The sequence below is a fragment of the Gammaproteobacteria bacterium genome, assembly GCA_030949385.1.
GTDB lineage: Bacteria > Pseudomonadota > Gammaproteobacteria > JAUZRS01 > JAUZRS01 > JAUZRS01.
In genome coordinates this window covers 37,322-60,766 of record JAUZSP010000005.1, presented here as the reverse complement: position 1 = coordinate 60,766, position 23,445 = coordinate 37,322, and the positions used below count along the sequence as shown (strand labels likewise).

Sequence of the window (23,445 nt, the reverse complement as noted above, 5' to 3'; positions counted from 1 at the left end):
TTTATGAACAATAACGACGAAAAAATTGCGGCTTGTCCCGATTTAATGGCGCGCGCTGAGGCCTATCACCAGATGGCCTTGCAACGTTTGACGGCCAAACGACGCGCCGAGCTGGGTCAGTTTATGACTCCGATCCCCTTGGCACGTTACATGGCCTCTCTGTTCAGCGTGCCACTGGATGGTGAGGTTCGCCTGTTGGATGCGGGAGCGGGGGTGGGTTGTCTGTCAGCGGCCTTTGTGGAGAGCCTCTATCGTGGTGAGCAGAGCAGCGATTCTCTACGAGTGACGGCTTATGAACTCGATGGGGTGTTGTGTGAGACGTTGCAAGCCTTGATGGACGATGCGGCGAGCAATTGCGCAACACTGGATCTGCCTTTTCAGGCGGAGGTATTGGAGCGGGATTTTGTTTTTGATGCCGGTGAACGCTTGGCTGGGGATTTTTTCAGCGAGGGTTTGCAGCATGAGGGCTTTACCCACGCGATTTTGAATCCGCCTTATAAAAAAATCAGCAGCCGTTCTGATTATCGCCAACTGCTCAACCGTCTCGGTCTGGAGAGCAACAATCTCTACAGTGCGTTTCTCTCGCTGGCTATTCGCCTCTTGGCTCCGGGCGGTGAATTGGTGGCGCTGGTGCCGCGCAGCTTTTGTAATGGCCCTTATTTTTTATCGTTTCGTAAGTTGTTGCTGGAGCAGATGAGCCTGCGTCAACTGCATCTGTTTGAGAGCCGAGATCAGGCTTTTGCTGAGGACGATGTGCTGCAAGAGAACATTATTTTGCATGCGGTTAAGGATCTCAGTCGCAGGCCGGTGCTGCTCTCTTCCAGCAGTGGGCCGGAGCTGGATGATTTGAGTCTGCGTCTGTTGCCTCATGCGCAGGTGGTGCGCGCTGACAGTGAACAGAGTTTTATCCATGTGGCCAGCAGTGAGCTGGATTCTCATGTGATGGAGCGCATGGCGCGCATTGAGCATTCGTTGCAGGAGCTGGGTTTGGATGTCTCTACTGGGCCGGTGGTGGAGTTTCGTCTCAAGGAGCAGTTGCAGAGTGATCCTTACGCGGATGGCTGTGTGCCGATGATTTATCCGGCTCATTTTTCTCAAGGGGCGGTGGTGTGGCCGTTGGCGGAGAGCCGCAAAGCACAGTCCATTGCTCAAGATGCTTTTAGTGATAAGGTGCTGCGCCCCAATGAGCATTACACTTTGGTGCGGCGTTTTTCCACCAAGGAGGAGCGGCGGCGGGTGATGGCGGTGGTGTATGATCCAGAGCAGTTTGATCATCAGCAGGTGGGGTTTGAAAACCACATTAATATTATTTACGCCAAGCGCCAAGAGATGAATTTGAAGCTGGCCAAGGGCTTGATGCTCTACCTTAACTCCACTTTGGTGGACATGTATTTCCGTCAGTTCAACGGTCACACACAAGTTAATGCGACGGATCTGCGTTTGTTGCCCTTCCCCAGTCGAGCGCGGTTGCAGGTTTTGGGGCAAAAATTGGGTGATGCGTTTCCACAACAGCAGCAGATTGATGCGTGGTTGGAGGAAGATCTGCTCACTCAGGGAGCCTTGGTGAGCGGTGATCCGACTCAGGCACGGCGACGCTTGGACGAGGCACGAGACTGTTTGCATCATCTGGGGATTAATTCGTGGTCGCAGGAGGTTGCGGCACTGAGTTTGCTCTCTTTGGCAAGTCTGGAGCCAGAGCGTCCTTGGAATGAGGCTCAGCTCTCTTGGTTAACGGTGCCTCAGGTGATGGCGTTTTGTCGTGATGTGTACGGTCGAGCTTATGTGCCGTGGCAGCAGAAAAGTGAACATTGGTTGGGATTACAAAGGTTGCTTTCTGCTGAGCTATTAGAGTACCGTCAGGCGGCCAGCGGTGAGCGTTGTTATCGTTTGCAGGATAATATCTTTCAATTACTAAAAGGCTATGGGCAAGCACAGTGGTTGCAGACCGTTGAGCATTACCAAGAAGCCTTAGTGGGAGTAGGAATAGAGTGAAATTGTGGTTTGTGGTGCTGTCGATGTTGAGTGTGAGTCCGCTGTTTGCCGAGGAAATTGGCAGTGTGGATACGGTCTTTAAACTGCTGGGTGCGAATCATAAAATTGTCATCGAAGCCTTTGATGACCCAAAAGTGAGTGGCATTTCCTGCCATTTAAGCCGCGCAAAAAAGGGCGGTATGAAAGCGGTTTTTGGTCTGGAAGAAGATCCGTCGAATGCCTCTATCGCATGTCGTCAGGTGGGGCCGATTGAAGTTACCGAAAAGCTTAAAAAAGGCGAGGAGGTCTTTTCAAAACGCACCTCACTGGTGTTTAAAAAATTGCATGTGGTGCGCTTTTTAGATAAAAAACGCAATGTGTTTGTTTATTTGGCCTACAGCGATAAATTGATTGACGGCAGCCCGCAGAATTCCATATCTACTGTGCCAATCATGCCTTGGCGGCAATGAGTTTACCCCACGCTTAATTTCTCAAAAGGTAAGTAGGCTAAATTAGCCAGTGCCAAAACAGTCATGCAGATAAAGGTGGTCTGCATGGCGAATACTCTGCGTTTTAAATTCTCTGTCAAAATACTGTTGGCGTGCAGCACTCGGCTGGCAAACACCAATATTCCCAAAATGTGCAGCAAGATCAGGTTGGCCTGATTCAGTTCCAGTGCGAACAACAACAGCAGCGAAATGGGCAGGTACTCAATGGCATTTGAGTGGGCGGTGGTGGCCAGTTTGAGGTCTTTTTTACCGCCATAACCGATGCTGATTTGGTGTTTGCGGCGCAGTTTGATGACGTTGAATGAGAGCCAGATGATTAAAAAGGTGGCGAGTGAAGCGTAAAGGACGGTGGTCATGGAAGACTCCTAAGAAGAGAGGGGTTGGTTATGAAGCCTTTAATACAGACAGTATTAAAATGGCAATGAGGGATGCAAAATAAAATGTGATCTGTCGTTTAGAGGGGTGTCGTGTTTTTCTGGAATATGAATTATTATTGACCTTACCCTCGTTCTTCCAACAACACATAATCATTAATAAACTGCAAAAACGTACCGCGCCCTAATAACCCCTGTTTCTGTACCTCTTCAGGTAAAATTCCTTTTGCTTTCTGATATTGAATCAACATCAGGCGTGCTGTTTTGGCCGCATCGTCGCTGGCTTGTTTGGGACGATAACCCAAATTACCGAGAACTTCCAGAACGTGTTTGGCGGCTTCCTGTTTCTGCTCTGGCTTCCAAGCAAAGTCGATGGCGGGGTGAAATTTGACCATATCTTGACGAATGATGTCCACCTGAAAGAGAAAACTTTTTGGGGTGTTTTGTTGCTGATTAAGTTGCGTTTGCAGCTCTTTTATCTGTTTGGCGGTGCTGCTGGTTGCCTGTTTTAAGCGTTGGTTCTCGGTTTGTAAATTTTGTCTGAGCTGTTCAGCGCGTTGGAGCTGGGTATCGAGCAGTTCTTGCTGTTGGCTGAACTCTCGGTTTTGGGTCGCCACTTGTCGAATTTTTTGCTGGGTTTTGCTTAATTGTTGCAGGTTTAGGTTTGCTTGATCAAAACGCACAAAGTTAAGCGGGATGGGCAGATCATTGAAAAAATTTTGAAACTGCTGATGTTCTTGCAGTCGTTGACGGATTTTATTGATGCTTTGTTGTGGTGTTTTTTGAGCGGTGAACTCATTGGGCAGTTGCGCCAATAGGTCATCAATTTTCTGCTGATGTTCGCTGTTGTTGAGGTTGCGAGGCGCTTTACTCTCAACACTGAGGGGATAGATGAGGCCGCCGAGAAACAGCCCGCAGAGCAGCACGATGGCGACCCCTTTGACGGAGATAAAACCGAGCACTTTAGCTTCGCCTTCGCCACCTAAAATATCGCTGCGGAATTTGGCGTTCAGAATCAGTGCCAACACCAAAGCGGACAAAAGTAGGGCGCAGACACCGGCAATCAAAAGAGGGAGATAATCAGCGTTCATACGGCTTGCCTACTGTGGTTTAGCGTCATTCCCGCGCAGGCGGGAATCCATGTGATTTTACCCTAACCGCTTACCTAGGATTTTGCAGCTAATTTTTTCTCCCAGGCCAGCGCGGTGCTGACAATCGCCTCCAGATCGTCGTGCTGCGGCTGCCAGCCCAGCTGGGTGCGGATCAGATCGGCTCCAGCAATCAACTCTGGTGGATCACCGGCACGGCGTGGCTCTTCGATGATGTTGAGGGGCGTGCCGTTGACTTTGCCCACCATCTCCAGCACTTCACGGACGCTGTAACCGTGACCGTAACCGCAGTTCAGCGCCGTGCTCTCGCCACCGCCACGCAGGTATTCCAAGGCTTTTAGATGCGCGTCGGCCAGATCTTCCACATGGATGTAATCGCGGATGCCGGTGCCATCGGGGGTCGGGTAATCGGTGCCAAAGATGGAAATGCTGTCGCGTTTGCCCACCGCCACTTCGCAGGCGACCTTGATCAACAGGGTGGCGTTGGGGGTGCTTTGACCGATGCGTCCTTCAGGATCGCAACCGGCGACGTTAAAATAACGCAGCGCCACGCTGCTCAAGTCGCTGACCGCTGAGAGGTCGCGCAGCATGTATTCGGTCATCAATTTGGACATGCCATAAGGATTGATGGGCGCTTTGGGGGTTTCTTCGGTGGCGGGCATGGTCTCGGGCATCCCGTAAACGGCGGCGGTGGAAGAGAAGATAAAATGTTTGATCCCCGCTTCATCGCAGCATTCGAGCAAATTGCGAGTGCAGCAGGTATTGTTGCCGTAATATTTCAGCGGGTTACTGACCGATTCCGGTACCACGGTGTGGGCGGCAAAGTGAATCACCGATTCCACATCGTACTCTTTGAGAATTTTGCGTACCAAGGCTTGGTCACCGGTATCGCCCACGATCAGTTCGCCGTAGAGTACCGCCTCGGCAAAGCCGGTGGAGAGGTTATCTAAAACGACGATGCGTTCGCCCGCTTCGCCCAGTTGACGTACCACATGGCTGCCAATGTAACCGGCTCCGCCGCTGACTAAAATTGCTTTCTGACTCATTTTTTATTCACTCCTTGTGACCCATTTTGCGGCCTTTGATCGGTTATTGTTGCAAAGCATACCAACAGTGGTAAAAGGTTGTGAACCCTGTTCCATTGTTGTTAGGGGCGGTTTTAGGCGTTTATTAAGGATATTGTCGGATAATGGTTTTTGCGGAACTGTGTGGGAGATCACCGGAGTTTGCTCTGATTGTGTTTAAGCTAAGATTAAGAAATGGAATAAGGACGATAGGATGATCACCTTTAGAGCAGGTTACGTTGTTTGGTTGTTGTTGCTGTCACTGCTGTTGAGCGGCTGTTCGCAGCCGGAAAACGCGGTGGTGGTGGAGGGTAATTTCCCCATTGTTTATGTGCAACGTCACGCCAGCACCATGGGCAGCCCTGTGGACGGCATTCGTTGGGCGGCGGGTGGTGACTTATTTTGGAAGGATTTGGCCTCGCCCAGTGTGGAGCCGATTAACCTCACCCGTGGCCACACTCAAGGTCAGGGCGATGTCTCTGATCCAGAGGTCTCTTACGATGCCAGTAAAGTGATCTTCTCCATGAAAGGGCCGCAGGACAGCAGTTGGAACATGTGGCAATACAGCATTGTCGATAAGCGCCTTACGCGACTGATCAGCGACGATGCGCTGGCCAATGCAGGTAACGATGTTGACCCGGCCTACCTGCCAGACGGTCGGATTGTTTTTTCATCGGATCGGCAGCAAAAGAGCCGTCAACTGATGCAGGCCGAGGGCATGGAGCCGTTTGCCAGCCGAGATGAATACGAACGTGAGGCGAGCATTGTCTTGCACACCATAAACGCCGATGGCAGCAACGTGCAGCAGATCTCCTTTAATCAGAGTCACGACCGCAACCCGACTGTGCTCAAAAGTGGCGAACTGCTCTTTGCCCGTTGGGATCATGTGGGGGATAAAAATCACTTCCCGCTCTTTTTCAGTAATCCTGATGGCACCAACCTGTTTGTGCTTTATGGGGCGTTTAGTCCAGGTAACAGCTATCTGCACCCCCGTGAGATGCAAGACGGTCGGATCATCACTTCGGTGATGCCCTTATTGGGGACGCACGAAGGAGGAGCCTTGCTGATCATCGACAAAGATAACTTTACCGACATTGATCAAGCGGCGTTTGAGGGTGTCACGGGTACGGGACAGCAGCAGGCGACTTTGTTTGAACTGCCGCTAGGACGAGAGATTTCAGACAAAGGCCGTTACACCACCCCTTATCCGCTCTGGGATGGCAGCAACCGCGTGCTGCTCAGTTGGAGCCCTTATCAACCGGTGCAGCAGGCCAACCCGTTCAGTGGGGTGAGCGAGGTGGTTGAAGGGCTGCCCCGTTATGGCATTTATATGTTTGATCTGCACACAAAAACCCAGCGCCCCATCGCCTTGGCCGCTGAGGGCTGGGTATTAACCGATCCCATTGCGATCATGCCTCGTGAGCGGCCTTTTGTGGTGCCGGACAAACCGCTGAACGCCGCGCTGGCGGCAGCAGGTGAGGCCATTCTCAATGTCAAAAGTGTCTACGACACCGATCAATCGGATTTGATGGGAGAGAGTGTTCTGCTGGCCAGCGAATCGTTGCCGATGCTGAACGGCAAAGCCGATCTGGCAAAACTGAAAGACCCGCTGCAAACCCGCGCCGCACAACGACCGGCGCGGTTTCTGCGCGTCAGTCGTGCGCTGCCCACGCCGCCGGGGATCTCGCGGGAGTTTATCGGGGCATCGCGTTTTGAGATGCAGCAGATTTTGGGGTACGCCGCCATCGAACCGGACGGTTCCTTCAAGCTGAAAGTGCCTGCCGACACCCCGCTGGCACTGTCGGTGGTGGATGCCGAAGGCCGAGCGTTGCAGATGCACACCAATTGGATTCAAGCCCGTCCGGGCGAAACGCGCACCTGCAACGGTTGTCATTCGCCACGGCGCGGCAGTGCGCTTAACACCGCTCCCATTAGCGGCAATCACCCCAATACGCTGCTGTTGGCGGAAAACGGTGAGTCGATGGCCGAGACCCGTACTCGTCTTGATCCGACGGCGTTGAATCTGGGCAGCGATCCGCATTTTATTGATCTCTGGACCGATCCGGCGCTGCGGGTTATTGATACCGAACTGCTGCTTGATTACCGTGGTTTAACGACGGCTGCACCGCAAAACGGCATGATTAATTACGCCGAACACATTCAGTCTCTTTGGAGTGTGAGCCGAGGTGTGGCGGGTGTGGAAACCTGTGTGCGTTGCCATAACGGCACGGATTTAGTGGCGGATCTGGATCTCAGCGATGGCCTCAGTGCGCTGGGACGTTCCACCTCTTATGAATCGTTGTTGATCGGTAAACCGCAGCTGGACAGTGCCGGTTTGCCCGTGGTGCAAATTGATGACGGTGAGGTGGTTTTGTTGCGTCAAACGCCGCTGGTCAGTGTGGGTAATTCACGGGGAACCTCGCGCTCCAGCGCCTTGATGGAGAAACTCAACGAGCAGGAGCTGTTGGCCACCGCCGCGTTGCCGGTGATGAGCGTTGATCATCGCAATATGCTCAATGGCAGTGAAAAACGCCTGTTGGCAGAATGGATTGATCTCGGTGCGCAGTACCGTAATGATCCTTATGGAGCCGATGCCAATGGCAACGGTCGGCGTGATTTGGCCGAGCTGGTGCAAGCGGTGGTGGGGTTGGATGAACGTCTATTTGAGCAAGAGGTGCAGCCGATTTTGATCAACCGCTGTGCCAATTGCCATCAGCCCTTTGGCAGCAGTGTGGGAGGTGTGCCGGACTTGGGTGCGGCCAACAGTACGTTTGTTGGGCGTAATTTTGTCCTCACAGGCAATCTTTTGGGAGATTTTAATGTGACTCTGGCTATGATCAGTGATGTTTGTCAGCCAGCGGAGAGTGCCTTGTTAAAACGAGCGCTGAACATTGAAACGGATCGTCCCCCCCATTTGTCGGTGAACGGGGCGGCGGTGTTGTCACCGACGGAGCTGGATTATTTGACGATTTCGGCGTGGATCGGGGCGGCAGGAGCAGCCAATGGTTGTCCATAAGAAATCTTTGTTACTCTCCGTTTTGTTGATGTTGGTTGGTTGCCAAGAGGTGACTGTTGAACCACTGCAAGAGCAGGGGCGGGCGCTCTGTCGCAGCGATTATCAGCTCTGTGTTGATCCGATTTTGCATACGGATATTAATAACAACGGCCTGAGCTGTTCTGCCAGCGGCTGTCATAATCCTGCCAGTGGTTCAGGCGGTGGTTTTAAAGTGTTTGTCAGCCCAGCAGCGGTTTCAACGCAGATGGAGAGTAATTTTGTGGCAGCTCAAGCGTTTGCTAATTTGGATCAGCCGGTGAACAGCAAGCTGTTGCTGGAGCCGTTGCAGGGCATTTCAGCCATCAGTGGTACGCATACGGGTGGGGATATTTTCCCGAACAAAAACGACCTCTGTTATCAAGCGGTTTTGAGTTGGATCACCACTCGAGTTGAGCAGCAGGACAGCCCCCGTTGCGGTCAATGCCAGCCGGTGGAGCTGAGTCGCTGTGGTTTTTAGCCGTCTTTTTAGGTTGTTATTGCTGTTTTTGCTGGCCACGGGTGCGCAGGCTGAATCGCTGACACTCTGGGTGGTGCAGCCGTTTTTGGAGCTGCGTACGGGGCCAGGAGAGGCTTATCCGCGTTTTTATGCCGTAGAGCAGGGTCAGAGCCTGCGTTTGCTGCGGCGTAAAACCAGTTGGTTTAAGGTGCGTGCTCAGGGCAAAGAGGGTTGGATCAGTCAGGCGCAACTGGAGCAGTTGCGCTTTCGAGATCGTTCCAGTTTGCAATTGCGCCCTGTGGCCAAAGCGGATTATTTGGCCAGACGGTGGGAGCTGGGTTTTGCCGGAGGTCTATTTTCTGGGGATGCGGTGTCGATGCTGCGCGGCGGTTATCGTTTTAACCCCAATTTGCTGCTGGAGGTGGGGGTGTCGAATGTGAGCGGGATTTTTTCTAGCTCGAATATGTATCAACTGGCTTTGGTTTCGCGTCCGATGCCGTCACTGACGTGGGCACCCTATTTTAGTTTGGGGCTGGGGCGGTTTGAAAATCGTCCCCGTGCGACCTTGGTGGATGCGCGTAACGTGGATGCGACTGCCATCACTGCCGGTATCGGGCTGAGACGCTATATTACTCGTCGTTTCCTGTTGCGTTTGGATCTCAAAGATTACCTGCTGCTGGTGGATGACAATCAAGCAGATGAACATACGGAGTGGTTATTGGGTGTTTCAGCCTTTTTTTAACAGAATAATATTGGGCGTTGCCGGAGCTGGATTTTTTCTGCTGTCCACATCCCTAATGGCCGAGCCGTTGCAGGAGCGCGAGGTGGTTATTGAACCGCAGTTATTGCGGCCTAAAGTTGTCGAGGCCAATATTGATGCGTTGGATTTTGAATTGGGGGTGTTTGGTGGGGCGATCAGCATAGAACATTTTTCTACACAGCCTCTGTATGGGGTGCGTTTGGCGTTTTATGTCAGCGAAGATTTTTTTCTTGATGCAAGTTATGGTGTTTCTCAACTGCAAGACAGTGCGTATCGTCAACTGGGTTTGGTGATTTTCCCGCAAGAAGAGGAGCCGTTGGATTTTTATCAGTTGGCACTGGGCTATAATTTATTTCCTGGTGAGGCTTTTTTAGGTAAAAACCGTGCTTGGAACAGCGCGTTTTACCTGCTCGCTGGGGTGGGCAATGTGCGCTTTATTGAGCAGGATCATTTCAGCTACGGCTTGGGTTTTGGTTATCGAGTCGTGCCGCTGGAGCGCCTCAATCTGCGTGTGGATGTCAGAGACCAACTGTTTGAGAGTGATTTACTTGGGGTTAAAACCTTAACCCATAATTTGGAAGTGAGCGTTGGAGCCAGCTTCTATTTTTAATTAATTGATTAATGTGAGACGTGTCATGAGAGGCTGCAAAACAGACAATAGGGTTTCAAGGATGAGCCGCTGGACAGGCGTGTTGTTGTTGGCAAGCTGTGCGGTATTGGCTGAGTTACCAGAAGAGCGTTCGGATCTAAGCTACCGTTATTATCAAGGTGATGGGGTGGAGGTGAATGCGCCCAGTCTGCTGCTGCGTAAGCATTTTGCGGAGCGTTATGCGCTCTCTTTTGCCTATCAACGCGAGTCGATTCGTGGTCTACCCGAGGATCTGCTTGCGACGGCCAGCCCGAGCCAAGAGCAGCGCGATGCAACGGATTTTGCGGTTGACTATCAGTTTGCCAACTCATTGATGAGTTTGACCTACAGCCGTAGTGAAGAGTCTGATTACCAGAGTAATCGTTTCTCTCTGCGGGTTTCACATGCTTTGGCGGGTGATCGCACCGTCAGTTTGGCTTTTTCTCGTGGGGTGGATCAGGTCTTGGATTTAAGTGATTCGGCTTTTGAAGCGTCAGCGGAGCACTTTAATTATAAGGTTGGGGTGGCGCAGTTGCTAACCAATGATCTGCGTTTGAGTTTTGATTACGAGTCGCTCAATGACAGCGGTTATTTGAACAACCCTTATCGTCGTTTGCAAGGCATTAACAGCGGTGTAGAGCTGTATCCTGAGACGCGCAGCAGTAATATCTTTGCCTTTGGGGCTAAAAAAGCGTGGTCTGAAGGTCGCAGCGGGCGGATTGATTACCGTTATCGTGCGGATACGTGGCAGGTGGCGGCACAGAGTGTCGAGCTGGGTTTTAGCAGAAAATTTCGGCGTGACTGGTTATTGGATCTCTACTATCGTTATTACGCTCAAGATCAAGCCAATTTTTATCAGGACAGTTTTGAGCAGAATTTTAATTTTATGGCCAGCGATAAAGTGCTGAGCCGTTATCAGAGCAACACCCTCGGGGCTAAAGTCAGTTTTGATTTGGCATCACCGCGTCAATGGGGGTTGGATAAAGGCTCATTTAATCTGGCTTATGAGTTGATGGAGTTTGATTATGACGATTACAGCGATCTTGATGGCAATGCCTACCGTTTTGGTGCTAACAGTTTGCAGCTTTATCTCTCCGTTTGGTATTGAGCGGTTGAGTTAACGAGGTATGAAGAGGCAAATAGGTTTTGCTTTGCTACTGAGTTTTTTACTCACCGCTCCTTTACTGGCAGAACCGAGTTTTAAAGAGCTGGAGAGTCGAACACGGGCGTTAAAATGGCAGGTGTTGCAGCTTAACCAAGAGCTGCTGCAGTTGGACGAGGCGCTGCGTTACCCTCAGCAGCAGAGGGTGACGGTGTTTGTGGCGCTGGATATTGGCTTTTTTTTTCAACTGCACTCCTTGCAGCTGAAAATAGACGGAGTGGCAGTAACAACGTCAGATTACAGCTTGTCGGAGCGTGAGGCGCTTAAAAAGGGCGGTGTACATCGGCTTTACACGGCTAATTTGGCGGCGGGTGAGTATGAATTAAGGGTGATATTTTATGGTCTTGGGCCTAATAACCGAGTCTATCAACGGGCGGCAGCATTTAAACTGCATAAATTAGAAAAATCACAGTTTGTTAAGGTCTTAATCCGCGATAAAGAGCTAAAACAGCAACCGGAATTTGTCATCAGCCAATGGTGAGGGTTGCGATTTTTTTCCTTTCTTTTCTATTTTCTCTCTCTGCACGGGCGGAGATGGAAACAGATTTAAAGCCTCTGCTTGACCCACATTACGGCGAAGTGCTTTACCACTTCTATCAGCAGGATTATTTTAGCGCCATTGTAAAACTGCTGGCAGCTAAACGTCAGCGCCAACTCTCTCATCATGAAACCGAAGCGGAGCTGTTATTGGCGGGGTTGTATCTCGCTTACGGTTTGCATAAAAAAGCCCAGCCTATTTTTCAGCGTCTGTTACAAGGAGAGCCACGCGCAGTGCGTAATCGTGCTTGGTATCTGTTGGCTGAAATGAGTTATCGACGCGGTTATCGCGTGGCGGCAGAGGCGGCTTTACAACAGATAAAATTTTTCTCTGATTCAGAAAAAATAAGCAGCGAATGGCAAGCCAAAGGCCGTCTTTTATTGGCGCAGATTCAGAGCCAAACTGGCCAGCGTGAAAAAGCCTTGCAGACCTTGAATGCCCATTGGCCAGAGTTGTACGCAAGGTACGCGGTTTATAATCGCGCCATGATCGCTGTTTCTCTGGATAAACAACAGGCGTTGCAGCAGTTGCAGAGTTTGGCTGATTTGTCGGTGCAGAACAGCGAACAGGTGGCACTGCAAGATCGAACCAATTTAACGTTGGGCTTGTTTGCGTTGCGAGAAAAACGCCCCGCAGCGGCGGAGACGGCACTGCTTAAGGTCTCCTTGAAGGGTCTGCACAGCAGCCGTGCATTGTTGGCGTTGGGTTGGAGCCGGTTGCATCAAAATCGTTATGCGGCGGCGCTTAGCCCGTGGTTGCAGTTGTCTGAGCGTTCCGCTGATGATCTGGCGGTGCAAGAGGTCTGGTTGGCGATTCCAGAGTTGTTGATGCAGTGGCAAAAACCGGCGCGAGCGGCAGAGTATTATCAGCAGGCTGTGGCTCATCTGCACCAGAGTTCTGAGCAGTTAGAGCAGACACGTCTGTTATTGCGTGACGATGAATGGTTGTTGGATTTAAGCGTATTGGCTGAGACTCAAGGTCATTACGGATTGCCGCAATTGCTGGCCAGTCACGACCTGCAAGAGTCGTTGTGGGATTATCGTGAATTAAGTCAGTTGGAAGATAACCTTCAACAGTGGCGGCAAAAAATCATCGCATTAAAAAGTTCACGGTAAAACCTGCTGATGATCGGTCTTTGCGACGGTTACAACGGCGTTTGTCTGGCATCTCAAATCGTTTGCAGCGTCTTTTACCAAAGTGGCGCAGTCATTTAAAACAGTTGGTGGCTCGGCAACTGCAAAAACAGGCGGTGCGATTGCAGCGTTTGATCCAGCAGTCCAAATTGGCGCGAGCGGAGAGTCTTGAGCGGGTTAAGGGTGAGAGTTTGCCATGAGGTCTTTTTTGCTTGGCCTGACGCTGTTTTTTTTGCTCTCCTGTGCATCTCAGCGTCCGGCAACCTTGGCCAGTTTGCCAAGCACTCAGGCGTTGCCCAAGCCAGAAAAAACAGTAAGCGTGTCTGCTGCGCCACGGCAGTTGGCCGTTGCGAGTTATCGCCAGCTGTTAGCGGAATCAAAAAACCCCAGCGCTCGCCCGGAAATTTTGCGGCGCTTGGCTGATCTGCGGCTGGATGAGGGTAGCGATGCTGATGGTGACAAACGTGCGTTGCGTGAGGCGGCGCAGCTTTATCAACGTATTTTAAACCAGCATTCTAACTTTATCCGCACTGATCAGGTGTTGTATCAACTGGCTCGGGCTTATGATTATTTAGCTCAGCCGGATCAAGTTATCATTACTTTGCAGCGTTTGCTGGCTGATTATCCACAGTCTGAGTTGTTTGTTGAAAGTCAGTTTCGTTTGGCTCAACTGTGGTTCAGTGCGGGTCAATATGCATTGGCAGAAAAAGCCTATCAAGCGGTTTTGGCTCAAGGAGACGGCGGTGTTTTTTATCGTCAAGCTCTGTTTATGTTGGGTTGGAGTCAATTTAAACAGCAAAAATACAGTGCCAGTCGTAATCATTTTATGACTTTGTTGCAACAGCAATTGGGCGCTGCTGAATTTCCTCAGAAACAGATTAAACAGCTCTCCCGTGCCGATCAAGAGCAGATTGATGATCTGCTGCGCGTCATGAGTTTGGGGTTTTCTGCTCAAGGTGGGGTGTTGGTGTTAACTCAGTTTGCTGACGCTGTTTTAAAAAAGATGCCAAAAGGGGCGCGTTATGAGGCGCTGTTTTACACTCGTTTGGCGCTGTTTTATCGTAAAAAAGAGCGTTTTTCCGATGCGGCGGCCAGTTATCAAGCCTTTATTGATCGTCGCCCTTTGAGTGTTCAAGCGCCGTTGTTTCACAGTCGTCTGATCGAAATTTATCAGCGTTCGGGTTTCAATCGACAGGTGATTCAAGCCAAAACCGATTACATTCGTCGTTACGGTTTGGATGCGCCTTTTTGGCAACAACATCAGCTTGAGGCGTGGCCTGAAATTCAACAGGCGTTGCAAGAACACTTGAATGATCTGGCGCGTTATTATCATGCGCGGGGACAAAAACAGCGGCGTAAAACAAGACAGAAACGAGATTATCGGCACGCGTTGGGTTGGTATCAAACCACGTTAAATTTTTTCCCGCACTCTTCCAGCAGTGCCACCGCCTCGTTTGGTAAAGCGGAGGTGTTGGTGGTCTTGGGTCGTGATCGTGAAGCAGCACGGGCGTATGAGCAGAGTGCCTATGAATATGGTCTGCATCCCGAGGCGTTGGAGGCGGCCTATAAAACCATCACCACCTATCAGCGTCTGCAGCGGCGCGCAAAAAAATCGCAGCGAGCGTTTTGGCAAACTCAGGTATTAATAAACTCAGAGCGTTTGGTGTACTGTTATCCACAGCATCCGCAGGGAGTGGCGGTGCTGTTGCAGGCCGCCGAGCAGCGTTTTCAGCGTGGGGAGTGGGGTCAGGCATGGCAACTGGCGCAGTGGCTTTTATGGCAGAAAAATCTGAATCAACAGCAGCGGCAAGTGATCTGGACGCTGTTGGCCGATGTGAATTTTAAACAAGGTTATTTTTCTGATGCCGCTTTGGCGTATGAACAGGCGCTGCAACACTTACACGCTAAAAACAGAAAACAGCGGCGGCAGCGTCTGGAGGTGCAAAAAAGATTAACCGTGGCTGAGCATAATTTGGCGCTGGAGTATCGAGCGGAAAAACAGCATCAAACGGCTTATGAGTTGTTTAGTCGTGCGGCACTGCACGCGCCGAATAAAACATTACAGGCGATTTCGGTTTACGATGCGGCTACGGAGTTGTTGGCATTGCAGCAGTGGCGCAAGGCGGCGGCGCGTTTGCAGGCGTTTCAGAGAAATTATCCTCGACATACATTGGCCGATGAGGTGAGCCAAAAACTGGCTTTTGTCTATCTGAAATCGTCACAATTTGATAAAGCCGCCGCTACGTATGAAACCTTGGCGCGTTCAAAAAGCAGCAGTGAGGTTGTGGCCAGAGAAGCGGCGATGCAAGCGGCTAAATTGTATTTACGCAGCGGTAAAACAGCAGCAGCGATCGAGATCAATAAATTTTATGTCTATCGTTTTCCTGCGCCCATTGAGTTGAAAATGGAAGCGCAATTTCGTCTTTCGAGCCTGTATAAAAACGTGCGTAACAGTAAAAAAAGGCGCTATTGGTTGCGGCAGATTGAAGAGAGTTATCGCAGCGCACCTCGCCGTGCGCGCAGTGAGCGAATGTTGTTTTTGTTGGCGCAGGCGCAGATTAAATTAGCACAGCCTTTGTTGGCAGATTATCGCCGTGTGCGGTTGCGTGAGCCGTTGCAAACAAACTTGAAAAAGAAAAAATCAGCCATGCAAAAGGCGGTTAAGGCACTGGATTCCATTGCCAGCTTGGGCGTGGCGCAGGTGACGACGCAAGCGACTTATCAACTGGGTGATCTCTACACTGACTTTAGCCAAGCATTAATGAACTCCCAACGGCCACGAGGTTTGGATACTGAGGCATTGGAGCAGTACGGTATTTTATTGGAAGAGCGAGCGATTCCCTTTGAAGAGCAGGCGATTGAATTGCACGAATTGAATCAGGGGCGAATTGCCAAGGGCATTTATGATCATTGGGTGCAGCAGAGCATAAAAAAATTAGCGTTGTTGTTGCCAGTGCGTTACAACAAACAAGAGCGTATGGAGGCGGCGTATGAAAGTGCTTATTAATCTGTTGCTGCCACTTTTTATTACGGCGTGTGCTGCTATGCCTAACTTCTCTTCAGAGCAAAAAAAGTCGGTTCCCAGTGCGGTGGAAATACCGTTTCAGCAGGGTTTGGCGAGGATGCGAGCCAAAGAGTATCGCGCCGCAGAGCGTCTGTTTAAACGCGTTGTTTCAGTGGATAAAACATTGCCAGGGGCGTATCTAAATTTGGCCATTGTCCAGACTCATTTAGGTAAAGACTCAGCGGCGATGGTGGCCGTGGAGACGTTATTGGCGCTGGACGGCAAGCATGTGGCGGGGTTGAATCAACAGGGGCTGTTACTGCGCCGCAGGGGGGATTTTGAGGCCGCAAAATTGGCCTATGAAAAAGCCCTTGAGATAGCACCAAAATACGCTTTGGCGCGATTGAATTTGGGTGTTTTATGCGATCTTTATCTGAATCGTCCCGTTTGCGCTTTGCAAGCGTATAAACAATTTCAACAGCAAAGTGGCGCTAAAGACAAACAGGTAGCAGGTTGGATTCTGGATTTGGAGCGGAGGAAATAATGCAGAAAATCGGCTTAATTCTATTGTGTTTGTTTGCGCCGCTGAGTTGGGCAGAACAGCGCATCGAGCTGCAAAGCACCATTATTGGCAATAAAGAACTGCCCACCGTAACCTATCTTTTACCGTGGAAAGCAGCCAAACCGAGTGAACTCTCTGAGGTGAATTTTGGCCGCGTTTTAGATCAAGAACTGTTGCCCTTGGAGCGTGAACTGTTTCAACGAGAGCTGAATTTTTATGGTTTGGGTGGGAGGTAAGTGTGATTAAAAAATGGGCTTTGGTGTTGTTTTCGATGGGGTTTATTGCCATCGCGTATGCGGATCATTGTGATAAAACGGGAATATATGGTAATGAAAGCAGTGACTTGGAGATTCGATTTTCTGAGGGTATCTGGTCATTTTCATTGTTGACGGTTTCAGAAAGGGGGCGCACTGGGGATTTGGAGGCTAACTTTACCCTTGATGGTGAACAGGGGCAGTATAAAAATACCAAGAAAAATTGCGCCATTCGGTTGCAATTTTTGCAGCAATTGGTTGTGCTTAAACAGATGGGCAGCTGCGAGATGGGGATGGGTGTGAATGCATCAGGGGAGTACGCTTTGGTGACTCTCCCCTGAGGTTGTTTCTTAATGCCGTTTTAAAAGAAATAGGCCAATAAAGCCGAACAGCAATATGGGCCAAGTGAGCAGACCGCTGCCATCAATGGCTGTACTGTTATTGGTGACAATCACACGACGTTGTAGGCTGACTTGATTGCCGGCAGAATCGTTAACACGGTAGGTGAGTAGGTAGGTTCCAGTTTGTTGGGTGTTGACACTGCCACTGATTATAATTTTGTTACTGAGATCGCCGTCTTCATTGTCAATGGCGCTGGCACCGTGTTCAAAATAACGATCACCGAGGTTTAAGTTCATCGGGTTGGCACCGATTAAACTAAGTACGGGCGGGGATTGGCTGATAACTTGGTTGCTCACCTGATTGATCCAGCCAGCATCTTCGCCGGTCGAGATGGATGCATCTTTTGTATAGCGCCATACAATAATATGCTCACTTAGATCAAGAGGATAACTTTTACTGGCCCAGCTCTGAGTGCCGCTGATGCTTTCCATCAAAATATTATCAATATACAAGCTCAGTTGGTCGTAGCTTCTTTCTGATGAAACTTTCCAGTTAAAAGAGAAAGAAGTTTGGCCGCTGATTTGGGTGACAACGGTGCTGCTTTGCTGATCGCTGATGGTACCGCTGCGTAGAGCTGCGTTGCCATTTAAGCCGCTGCTGTCGTTTTTCCATGGAGTATCGTCTGCTTGGTACCAATTTAATCCCAGATTATCAATGGCTGGATTGAAGTTGATCGGGGTAGCAATGGTGCCGCTTAGCTGGCGGCTGATGGGAGGCAGTAGGTTGCTTAGGCTGATGCTGAGCTGGGCGGTGTGTCTCCCTGCTGCTGTGGTGTCCATATTTAAGGCGAGGGTGCAGCTCTGAGCGGAGGCTAGGGTGATACCGCTACAGAGATCCTGACTGATGCTGAACACGCTGGTATTATCGAGGCCGATGCTCTGTATCTGTTGGCTGTCGTTGCTGTTGTTTCTGAGGGTAAGGCTGCTGCTGGCGGGGGAACTTTGTTGTGGAATAACGCCAAAGGCGGTGCTGCCTTCCAGTTGCACGCCTTGGACAAACTCTTTTATCCAAGATTCGTAATTGGCGACGCGGGTGTAAACACCAGGGAATCCAGCTTGAGCACAGCCATTGCCAAAACTGACCACCCCTACTTGATGCCAGACACCGTTGTTTTGATACAACAGCGGGCCGCCGCTGTCACCTTGGCAACTGTCTTTGCCACCCGCAGCAAAACCGGCGCAGAGCATGTTGTCGGTGATGCCACCGCCGTAAGATTGATTGCAACTGTTTTGGCTGACCAAGGGCAGATCGACTTCTTGCAATGTATTTGAGGCTCGCCCATTTTCTTGCAGTACTCCCCAGCCCATGACTCTTAAGGGGCTGGCAACGGCGATTTGGTTCATTAAAGACGGTGTGGCGGTGAGCGTTGGTGTTTGATTGCTTGTTTGTGACAGTTCTAATAAAGCGATGTCACTGTCGCTGCCGCTATTGTGGGTGTAATCGGGGTGTATGTGGATGGTTTTTACGGTGATAAGTTGGTTTGGGGTGACAGAGTCGAGCGTGTTAATGCCAATGGCGACGTGCAATTGGCTTGCTGGAAGGGGGGTGTTATTGTTATCGAATGTGCAGTGTGCAGCGGTGAGTACCCAACGATCTGCGATCAGTGAACCGCCGCAGAAGTGGCCAAAATTATCCTGTAAGCTCACCATCCAAGGGTAGGCTCCTGCTACGGAGGGGGTGCCGCCGACGATTCTATTCGTGACTTTCTGTTCGGCCTGACTGGTGTTAATAAGCAGCAGCAGGGGCAGTAAAATCAGCAGTAATCGTGAGTGTCGGCGCTTCATTCTGAATCTCTCCGTAGATAAGTCTTAGTACGATACGGGTTTATAATTCTGTTGTCTGTGAGCCAGATCAGATCGGCTTGTTTTTAAACTCTGTTTTATGAGAAAAATGTGTATTTTTATTGTCTGGCAAGGTGTGTTGCTGGGTTTTTGATTGTGCTTAATGACTTGGGTGGTGTGATGAAACAGTCGAATTTTCCGTATATCGGGTTGTTGTTGGGGGTGTCGTTGTTGTTGATGGTGATGGGCGGTCGTGAATTGGATGTTACCGGTGAGTCACGGCTGCCTTTGCTGATGTTGTTGTTGATGAACGAGTTTGCTTTTATTATCAGCGCGATTTCGGTTTTTATCGGCATCAAGCGGATGAAATCCAGTGGTATGGATCTTTTATTGGCGATTGTGCTCGGTTTGTCTGCCGTGGTGGGTGTTGTGTCGATTGTCTTAGGGCTTCAATTGTGGCCATTATAACGACACTGACACTGCGACTTCTGGTCTGGGTGATACTGTTGGTCGGAGTGATGCCTTCGATGGCAGGTGAACCCGTATCGTCACTGGATTTTTTGCAACCTGAAAGCACAGATTCAGAGTTAACATTAGAGCAGATGCAAGCGCAAGAGGCAGTTGTGCAGAGTGTTTGGTGGTTTGAAAAAATGGTGCTAAAGGGAGGGTTCCAGCACTACCTATTGATCTCTGATCCAGATCTGATCGAGCAGATTTTTCAGGATCTGCAAACGATTGGAGCGCTGAAAATCAAAGAATTACTGCTAGAATCAGTGACGATTGTTTATAACGGTTCACCAGCAGAGGAGCGTGAAAAACGAGTGCGTTTATTGGCGCAGTTAACCGAAAAACAGCGCACTGTTTTGCTGAAGTTGAATCAACAATTTTTGCAGCAACGGCCTATTTTACGGCAGCGCATCGTTGTTTATCTTCAGACTGGATAAAAACGGGTTTATTCTGTTTTTGTGAGCCAGTTCACTGACAGCGTTTGAAAAACTCATTTTTAGCTGCTATAGAACTACCCCTTCATATTAAGCCGTCCATCGGTCTTGTGGTTGTCTAAAACGGTCTAAAAAGGGTTGTGTTTTGATTGCAGTTGTAAAATAGTGGCAGTTTGTTTCGGTTGATCCATTGTTGTGCCATTAAAATGCACAATCGATCACTTAATTAAAATGGATAGGGATGTAAAGTGGAAAATAAATTGAATTGGGAACAACTCAGGATAAGGATGATCCGTCGCTGGGAGCGTGGTTTTATGTGGAAACAAGATCATCGAGTGCGTGCAAGTGCGGGTCTGTTTAGCAGCTTATTGCTGCTGTTTTTATGGCTCTCTCCTGCGGTGGTGCAGGGTGCAGTCAAAGAGAAATTTGATCACTGGAACACCAGTTTTCCTCTTAGCGGAACCCATCTGACAGTGGATTGCGAAACCTGTCATGTGCGCGGGGTCTTTAAAGGTACGCCAACCCAATGTGCGGGTTGTCACAACGGTATTTTGGCCGTGGGCAAACATTCACGCCACATTGATACGGATGCGAGTTGTGAAGAGTGCCACACCACCACCCGTATGTCCGATGTGCGCTTTAACCATAAAAACGTTACTGAGGCCTGTTCCAGTTGCCATAACAATGTGAAGGCGACGGGTAAGTCAAAACAACACATCAACAGCAGTGAAAACTGTGAATCCTGCCATAACTCCCTCTCTTGGCGGGTGCGCGGCAAGGTTGATCACGACAACGTTAAAGGCAGCTGTGCCAGCTGCCATAACGGCACTGTGGCCACCGGAAAACGCTCCTTACACATTCCCAGCAGCAATAATTGTGAGAGCTGCCACAGCACCAGCGGTTGGGCGGCCAACTTTACCCATGCGGATGTTGTGGGTGATTGTGTGCAGTGCCACAACTCTTTCACCGCCGTAGGAAAGCGCTCCAATCACATTGTCAGCAGTGATAATTGTGAAACTTGTCATAGTACCAGTAGCTGGAAGCTGTCGAATTTTAACCACGTTGGCATCAGTGGTAGCTGTGCCAGTTGCCACAACGGTGCTCGCGCCAGCGGTAAATCGAGCAGTCATGTGCGCAGCAGCAACAGCTGTGAATCGTGCCACACGCCTGTGGGTTGGGTGCCGATTCGCACCATGGATCACGCCCAGATTGCCGGTTCTTGTGTCAGTTGTCATAACGGCAGCATTGCCAATGGCAAATCGGCGCGACATATTGTCAGTGGCAGTGATTGTGAGAGTTGCCACAACACCGGCAGTTGGAGCACCACCTTTGATCACCGTGGTTTAAGAGGCTCGTGTGCCAGCTGTCATAACGGCGTTCAGGCAACGGGAAAAAGCGCCCAACACATCACCAGTGGCAACGATTGTGAGAGTTGCCACAGCACCAGCGGTTGGTCTTCGGGCAGCTTTAATCACAACAACGTCACCAGCAACTGCACCAGTTGTCACAACGGCAGCAACGCCAGTGGTAAATCGACAAAACACATTAATACAAGCAGCCGTTGTGAGAGTTGCCATCGAGCGGGAGCGCAATGGGCGCCGGTCAGTGGCGTGGATCACAACGAGGTAATTGGCAGCTGTGCCAGTTGCCATAACGGCAGCACGGCGACGGGTAAATCGGCCTCGCACATCACCACCGGCAACGATTGTGAAAGCTGTCATACGCCGGTGAATTGGTCTTCCACCAGCTTCAATCACGCCAACGTCAGCGGCAGTTGTGTCAGTTGTCACGACGGCAATAAGGCCACTGGAAAATCTCGCAGTCACATCAGCAGCAGCAACCGCTGTGAGAGTTGCCATACCGCAGGCATCTGGTCACCGGCCAAAACCGTCGATCACAACGAGGTGCAGGGCAGTTGTGCCAGTTGCCATAACGGCACCACGGCGCGCGGCAAGACACGGAGCCATTTGGTCACCAATCAGGCCTGTGACAGTTGCCATACGCCCAGCAGTTGGGCGACGGCCAACTTCAATCACAGCGGTGTGGTGGACAACTGCGCCAGTTGCCACAACGGAGTGACCGCCACCGGAAAATCGGTGGATCACATCAGCAGTCGCAACAGTTGCGAGAGCTGTCATACCCCCAGCGGTTGGGGGCAGGTGAGTCGAGTGGATCACGCTGCGGTGATGGGCAGCTGTTTTACCTGCCACAACGGCACCATTGCGATGGGCAAAAAAGCCAACCACATCACCTCAGGTAATGACTGCCAGACCTGCCATAACACCGTCGATTGGTCGGCGGGGCAGTTTGATCACAGCACGGTCAGCAGCAATTGCAGCAGTTGCCACAACGGTACGCAGGCAGAGGGCAAAAACAGCCGCCATATTGCCAGCAGCAACGTCTGTGAAGCCTGCCATGTGCCAGGCAGTTGGGATAATGTATCGAAAGTGGATCACAGCCAAATTAACGGTTCTTGCTCCACGTGCCATAACGGTGTGATTGCGAAAGGCAAAAAAGCCAACCACATTGCCAGTAGCAACAACTGCGGCGATTGCCACACGACCGACAGTTGGTCGTCGGGCAGCGTCGATCACTCCAACATCACAGGCAATTGTTTCAGTTGTCACAACGGGGTTAATGCGCAAGGCAAACATCAGGCTCATGCCAGTACCAGTAACAATTGTGAGTCATGCCACACCCCTGGTCGTTGGACACCCGTGACGCGGGTCAATCATAACGACGTGTTGGGCAACTGTTTCAGTTGCCATAATGGGGTGATTGCGATGGGCAAGTCGGCCAATCACATTACCGCCGGTAACGATTGTGAAACCTGTCATAAACCGGGCGGTTGGGATACGGGTACTTTCGATCACAGCACTGTGACCAACAATTGTTCCAGTTGTCATAACGGCGTTTCCACTTCGGGTAAAAGCCGTTCACACATCAGCAGCAGCAATCGTTGTGAGGCGTGCCATACCCCAGGCAACTGGAGTCCGGTGACGCGAGTGGATCATAATGAGGTGACGGGCAGTTGTGCTAATTGCCATAACGGTACCGTGGCTGAGGGTAAACCGGCAGATCATATTATTACCAATGCCGGTTGTGAAACCTGTCATTCGCCCAGTGGCGGTTGGGGCAGTGGTCGTTTTGATCACAGCAACGTCAGCGGTACGTGTTCAACCTGTCACAACGGCACAAATGCCACCGGCAAACCGAACAATCATCTGCCCACCAACGCCCAGTGCGACACCTGCCACAGCCCAGGCAGTTGGCAGACCAGCGGCTTTAACCATGAAAACGCAGCGGGGCGTTGTTCAACCTGTCACAACGGCGTGACAGCCACGGGGCAGGGCAGTCGTCATTTTGTCACCACGGCGCAGTGCGACAGTTGCCATACCACCACACGCTGGTCATCTCGCTTGACCTTCCGCCACACCACTTCCAGTTATCCTGGGGATCATCGTGGCGGGTTGGCGTGTCGAGATTGTCACATCAGTAACAGCGAGCAGATTCCGTGGCGTTTTCCAGCGTATCAACCTGATTGTGCGGCCTGTCATGCGAATGATTACGATGCCAGCGAGCATCAAAAAACGCCAAACACCAAGTACTCGGTGAGTGAGTTACGAGATTGCAGTGGTGCGTGTCATGAGTACAACGCCAACGGCACGATTCTCAAGCAGCGTTTTGGGGAGCATCGGGTGACAGATAATGGCTTTGATTGATCTGAGCTTGTTTGTTTAAATGAAGTAAAAAAGCCGGAGT

21 protein-coding genes are annotated in these 23,445 nt (G+C 50.7%); 17 read left to right on the top strand and 4 right to left on the bottom strand.

What is annotated here, in order from left to right:
• Positions 1-3: 3 nt before the first annotated feature.
• Both Q9O24_07130 and Q9O24_07125 read left to right on the top strand, forming a co-directional pair.
• Positions 4-1,992 (top strand): Eco57I restriction-modification methylase domain-containing protein, encoded by a 1,989-nt coding sequence (locus Q9O24_07130; protein MDQ7074918.1) that lies wholly within the window; start codon positions 4-6, stop codon positions 1,990-1,992.
• Positions 1,993-2,015: 23 nt separating this feature from the next.
• Entirely contained in the window at positions 2,016-2,441 is a 426-nt protein-coding gene (locus Q9O24_07125) for a CreA family protein (GenBank protein ID MDQ7074917.1), read from the top strand.
• Between the two features lie 2 nt (positions 2,442-2,443).
• On the opposite strand, the gene Q9O24_07120 is transcribed toward Q9O24_07125, so the two are convergent.
• The 3 genes from Q9O24_07120 to galE all read right to left on the bottom strand — a co-directional run bounded on the left by Q9O24_07120 (position 2,444) and on the right by galE (position 5,009).
• Complete coding sequence (locus Q9O24_07120) at positions 2,444-2,836, bottom strand: MAPEG family protein (GenBank protein ID MDQ7074916.1); 393 nt, start codon at positions 2,834-2,836, stop codon at positions 2,444-2,446.
• A 143-nt stretch (positions 2,837-2,979) separates the two neighbouring features.
• A complete protein-coding gene (locus Q9O24_07115; GenBank protein MDQ7074915.1) occupies positions 2,980-3,945 on the bottom strand; it encodes a hypothetical protein in 966 nt (321 codons plus the stop codon).
• A gap of 74 nt (positions 3,946-4,019) precedes the next feature.
• Entirely contained in the window at positions 4,020-5,009 is a 990-nt protein-coding gene (gene galE / locus Q9O24_07110) for a UDP-glucose 4-epimerase GalE (protein ID MDQ7074914.1), read from the bottom strand.
• Positions 5,010-5,241: 232 nt separating this feature from the next.
• Between galE and Q9O24_07105 the strand changes: the two genes are divergently transcribed.
• The 12 genes from Q9O24_07105 to Q9O24_07050 all read left to right on the top strand — a co-directional run bounded on the left by Q9O24_07105 (position 5,242) and on the right by Q9O24_07050 (position 16,900).
• Positions 5,242-8,043, top strand: coding sequence for a hypothetical protein (locus tag Q9O24_07105; protein ID MDQ7074913.1), 2,802 nt, complete (start codon positions 5,242-5,244; stop codon positions 8,041-8,043).
• Positions 8,030-8,539 (top strand): hypothetical protein, encoded by a 510-nt coding sequence (locus Q9O24_07100; GenBank protein MDQ7074912.1) that lies wholly within the window; start codon positions 8,030-8,032, stop codon positions 8,537-8,539. Before Q9O24_07105 ends, Q9O24_07100 begins: the two co-directional genes overlap by 14 nt.
• The gene (locus Q9O24_07095) at positions 8,529-9,260 is read left to right on the top strand and encodes an SH3 domain-containing protein (GenBank protein MDQ7074911.1); all 732 of its coding nucleotides are present in this window, start codon (positions 8,529-8,531) and stop codon (positions 9,258-9,260) included. Before Q9O24_07100 ends, Q9O24_07095 begins: the two co-directional genes overlap by 11 nt.
• Positions 9,241-9,888 carry an outer membrane beta-barrel domain-containing protein gene (locus tag Q9O24_07090; GenBank protein ID MDQ7074910.1) on the top strand — a complete coding sequence of 216 codons (648 nt, stop codon included), beginning with the start codon at positions 9,241-9,243 and terminating at the stop codon, positions 9,886-9,888. The genes Q9O24_07095 and Q9O24_07090 overlap by 20 nt, the downstream gene beginning before the upstream one ends.
• Before the next feature lie 61 nt (positions 9,889-9,949).
• Positions 9,950-11,014 (top strand): DUF3570 domain-containing protein, encoded by a 1,065-nt coding sequence (locus tag Q9O24_07085; GenBank protein ID MDQ7074909.1) that lies wholly within the window; start codon positions 9,950-9,952, stop codon positions 11,012-11,014.
• A 19-nt stretch (positions 11,015-11,033) separates the two neighbouring features.
• Entirely contained in the window at positions 11,034-11,549 is a 516-nt protein-coding gene (locus Q9O24_07080) for an AraC family transcriptional regulator (GenBank protein ID MDQ7074908.1), read from the top strand.
• 53 nt (positions 11,550-11,602) lie between these two features.
• Entirely contained in the window at positions 11,603-12,721 is a 1,119-nt protein-coding gene (locus Q9O24_07075; protein ID MDQ7074907.1) for a hypothetical protein, read from the top strand.
• Positions 12,722-12,741: 20 nt separating this feature from the next.
• The gene (locus Q9O24_07070) at positions 12,742-12,939 is read left to right on the top strand and encodes a hypothetical protein (protein MDQ7074906.1); all 198 of its coding nucleotides are present in this window, start codon (positions 12,742-12,744) and stop codon (positions 12,937-12,939) included.
• The gene (locus tag Q9O24_07065; protein MDQ7074905.1) at positions 12,936-15,746 is read left to right on the top strand and encodes a tetratricopeptide repeat protein; all 2,811 of its coding nucleotides are present in this window, start codon (positions 12,936-12,938) and stop codon (positions 15,744-15,746) included. Before Q9O24_07070 ends, Q9O24_07065 begins: the two co-directional genes overlap by 4 nt.
• Complete coding sequence (locus Q9O24_07060) at positions 15,730-16,287, top strand: tetratricopeptide repeat protein (protein ID MDQ7074904.1); 558 nt, start codon at positions 15,730-15,732, stop codon at positions 16,285-16,287. The genes Q9O24_07065 and Q9O24_07060 overlap by 17 nt, the downstream gene beginning before the upstream one ends.
• Positions 16,287-16,541 carry a hypothetical protein gene (locus tag Q9O24_07055; GenBank protein ID MDQ7074903.1) on the top strand — a complete coding sequence of 85 codons (255 nt, stop codon included), beginning with the start codon at positions 16,287-16,289 and terminating at the stop codon, positions 16,539-16,541. Before Q9O24_07060 ends, Q9O24_07055 begins: the two co-directional genes overlap by 1 nt.
• Before the next feature lie 2 nt (positions 16,542-16,543).
• Positions 16,544-16,900, top strand: a complete 357-nt coding sequence (locus Q9O24_07050) for a hypothetical protein (GenBank protein ID MDQ7074902.1) — start codon at positions 16,544-16,546, stop codon at positions 16,898-16,900.
• Positions 16,901-16,909: 9 nt separating this feature from the next.
• Here Q9O24_07050 and Q9O24_07045 read toward each other — a convergent pair whose 3' ends face one another.
• Positions 16,910-18,745, bottom strand: a complete 1,836-nt coding sequence (locus Q9O24_07045; protein ID MDQ7074901.1) for a trypsin-like serine protease — start codon at positions 18,743-18,745, stop codon at positions 16,910-16,912.
• Between the two features lie 153 nt (positions 18,746-18,898).
• On the opposite strand from Q9O24_07045, the gene Q9O24_07040 reads away from it, so the two are divergent.
• From Q9O24_07040 to Q9O24_07030, 3 genes are all read left to right on the top strand, one after another.
• Complete coding sequence (locus Q9O24_07040; protein ID MDQ7074900.1) at positions 18,899-19,210, top strand: hypothetical protein; 312 nt, start codon at positions 18,899-18,901, stop codon at positions 19,208-19,210.
• Entirely contained in the window at positions 19,198-19,686 is a 489-nt protein-coding gene (locus Q9O24_07035; GenBank protein ID MDQ7074899.1) for a DUF4375 domain-containing protein, read from the top strand. Before Q9O24_07040 ends, Q9O24_07035 begins: the two co-directional genes overlap by 13 nt.
• 311 nt (positions 19,687-19,997) lie before the next feature.
• Positions 19,998-23,405: a cytochrome c3 family protein gene (locus tag Q9O24_07030; GenBank protein MDQ7074898.1), complete on the top strand. Its 3,408-nt coding sequence runs from the start codon at positions 19,998-20,000 to the stop codon at positions 23,403-23,405.
• The last annotated feature ends 40 nt before the right edge of the window (positions 23,406-23,445 follow it).

What these genes read in the sequence shown, in the direction of transcription:
- Q9O24_07030 (MDQ7074898.1), top strand. Translation starts at nt 19,998, where the DNA reads ATGTGGAAACAAGATCATCGAGTGCGTGCAAGTGCGGGTCTGTTTAGC.
- Q9O24_07080 (MDQ7074908.1), top strand. Translation starts at nt 11,034, where the DNA reads ATGAAGAGGCAAATAGGTTTTGCTTTGCTACTGAGTTTTTTACTCACC.
- Q9O24_07055 (MDQ7074903.1), top strand. Translation starts at nt 16,287, where the DNA reads ATGCAGAAAATCGGCTTAATTCTATTGTGTTTGTTTGCGCCGCTGAGT.
- Q9O24_07085 (MDQ7074909.1), top strand. Translation starts at nt 9,950, where the DNA reads ATGAGCCGCTGGACAGGCGTGTTGTTGTTGGCAAGCTGTGCGGTATTG.
- Q9O24_07120 (MDQ7074916.1), bottom strand. Translation starts at nt 2,836, where the DNA reads ATGACCACCGTCCTTTACGCTTCACTCGCCACCTTTTTAATCATCTGG.
- Q9O24_07075 (MDQ7074907.1), top strand. Translation starts at nt 11,603, where the DNA reads ATGGAAACAGATTTAAAGCCTCTGCTTGACCCACATTACGGCGAAGTG.
- galE (MDQ7074914.1), bottom strand. Translation starts at nt 5,009, where the DNA reads ATGAGTCAGAAAGCAATTTTAGTCAGCGGCGGAGCCGGTTACATTGGC.
- Q9O24_07115 (MDQ7074915.1), bottom strand. Translation starts at nt 3,945, where the DNA reads ATGAACGCTGATTATCTCCCTCTTTTGATTGCCGGTGTCTGCGCCCTA.
- Q9O24_07130 (MDQ7074918.1), top strand. Translation starts at nt 4, where the DNA reads ATGAACAATAACGACGAAAAAATTGCGGCTTGTCCCGATTTAATGGCG.
- Q9O24_07105 (MDQ7074913.1), top strand. Translation starts at nt 5,242, where the DNA reads ATGATCACCTTTAGAGCAGGTTACGTTGTTTGGTTGTTGTTGCTGTCA.
- Q9O24_07060 (MDQ7074904.1), top strand. Translation starts at nt 15,730, where the DNA reads ATGAAAGTGCTTATTAATCTGTTGCTGCCACTTTTTATTACGGCGTGT.
- Q9O24_07125 (MDQ7074917.1), top strand. Translation starts at nt 2,016, where the DNA reads ATGTTGAGTGTGAGTCCGCTGTTTGCCGAGGAAATTGGCAGTGTGGAT.
- Q9O24_07045 (MDQ7074901.1), bottom strand. Translation starts at nt 18,745, where the DNA reads ATGAAGCGCCGACACTCACGATTACTGCTGATTTTACTGCCCCTGCTG.
- Q9O24_07065 (MDQ7074905.1), top strand. Translation starts at nt 12,936, where the DNA reads ATGAGGTCTTTTTTGCTTGGCCTGACGCTGTTTTTTTTGCTCTCCTGT.
- Q9O24_07100 (MDQ7074912.1), top strand. Translation starts at nt 8,030, where the DNA reads ATGGTTGTCCATAAGAAATCTTTGTTACTCTCCGTTTTGTTGATGTTG.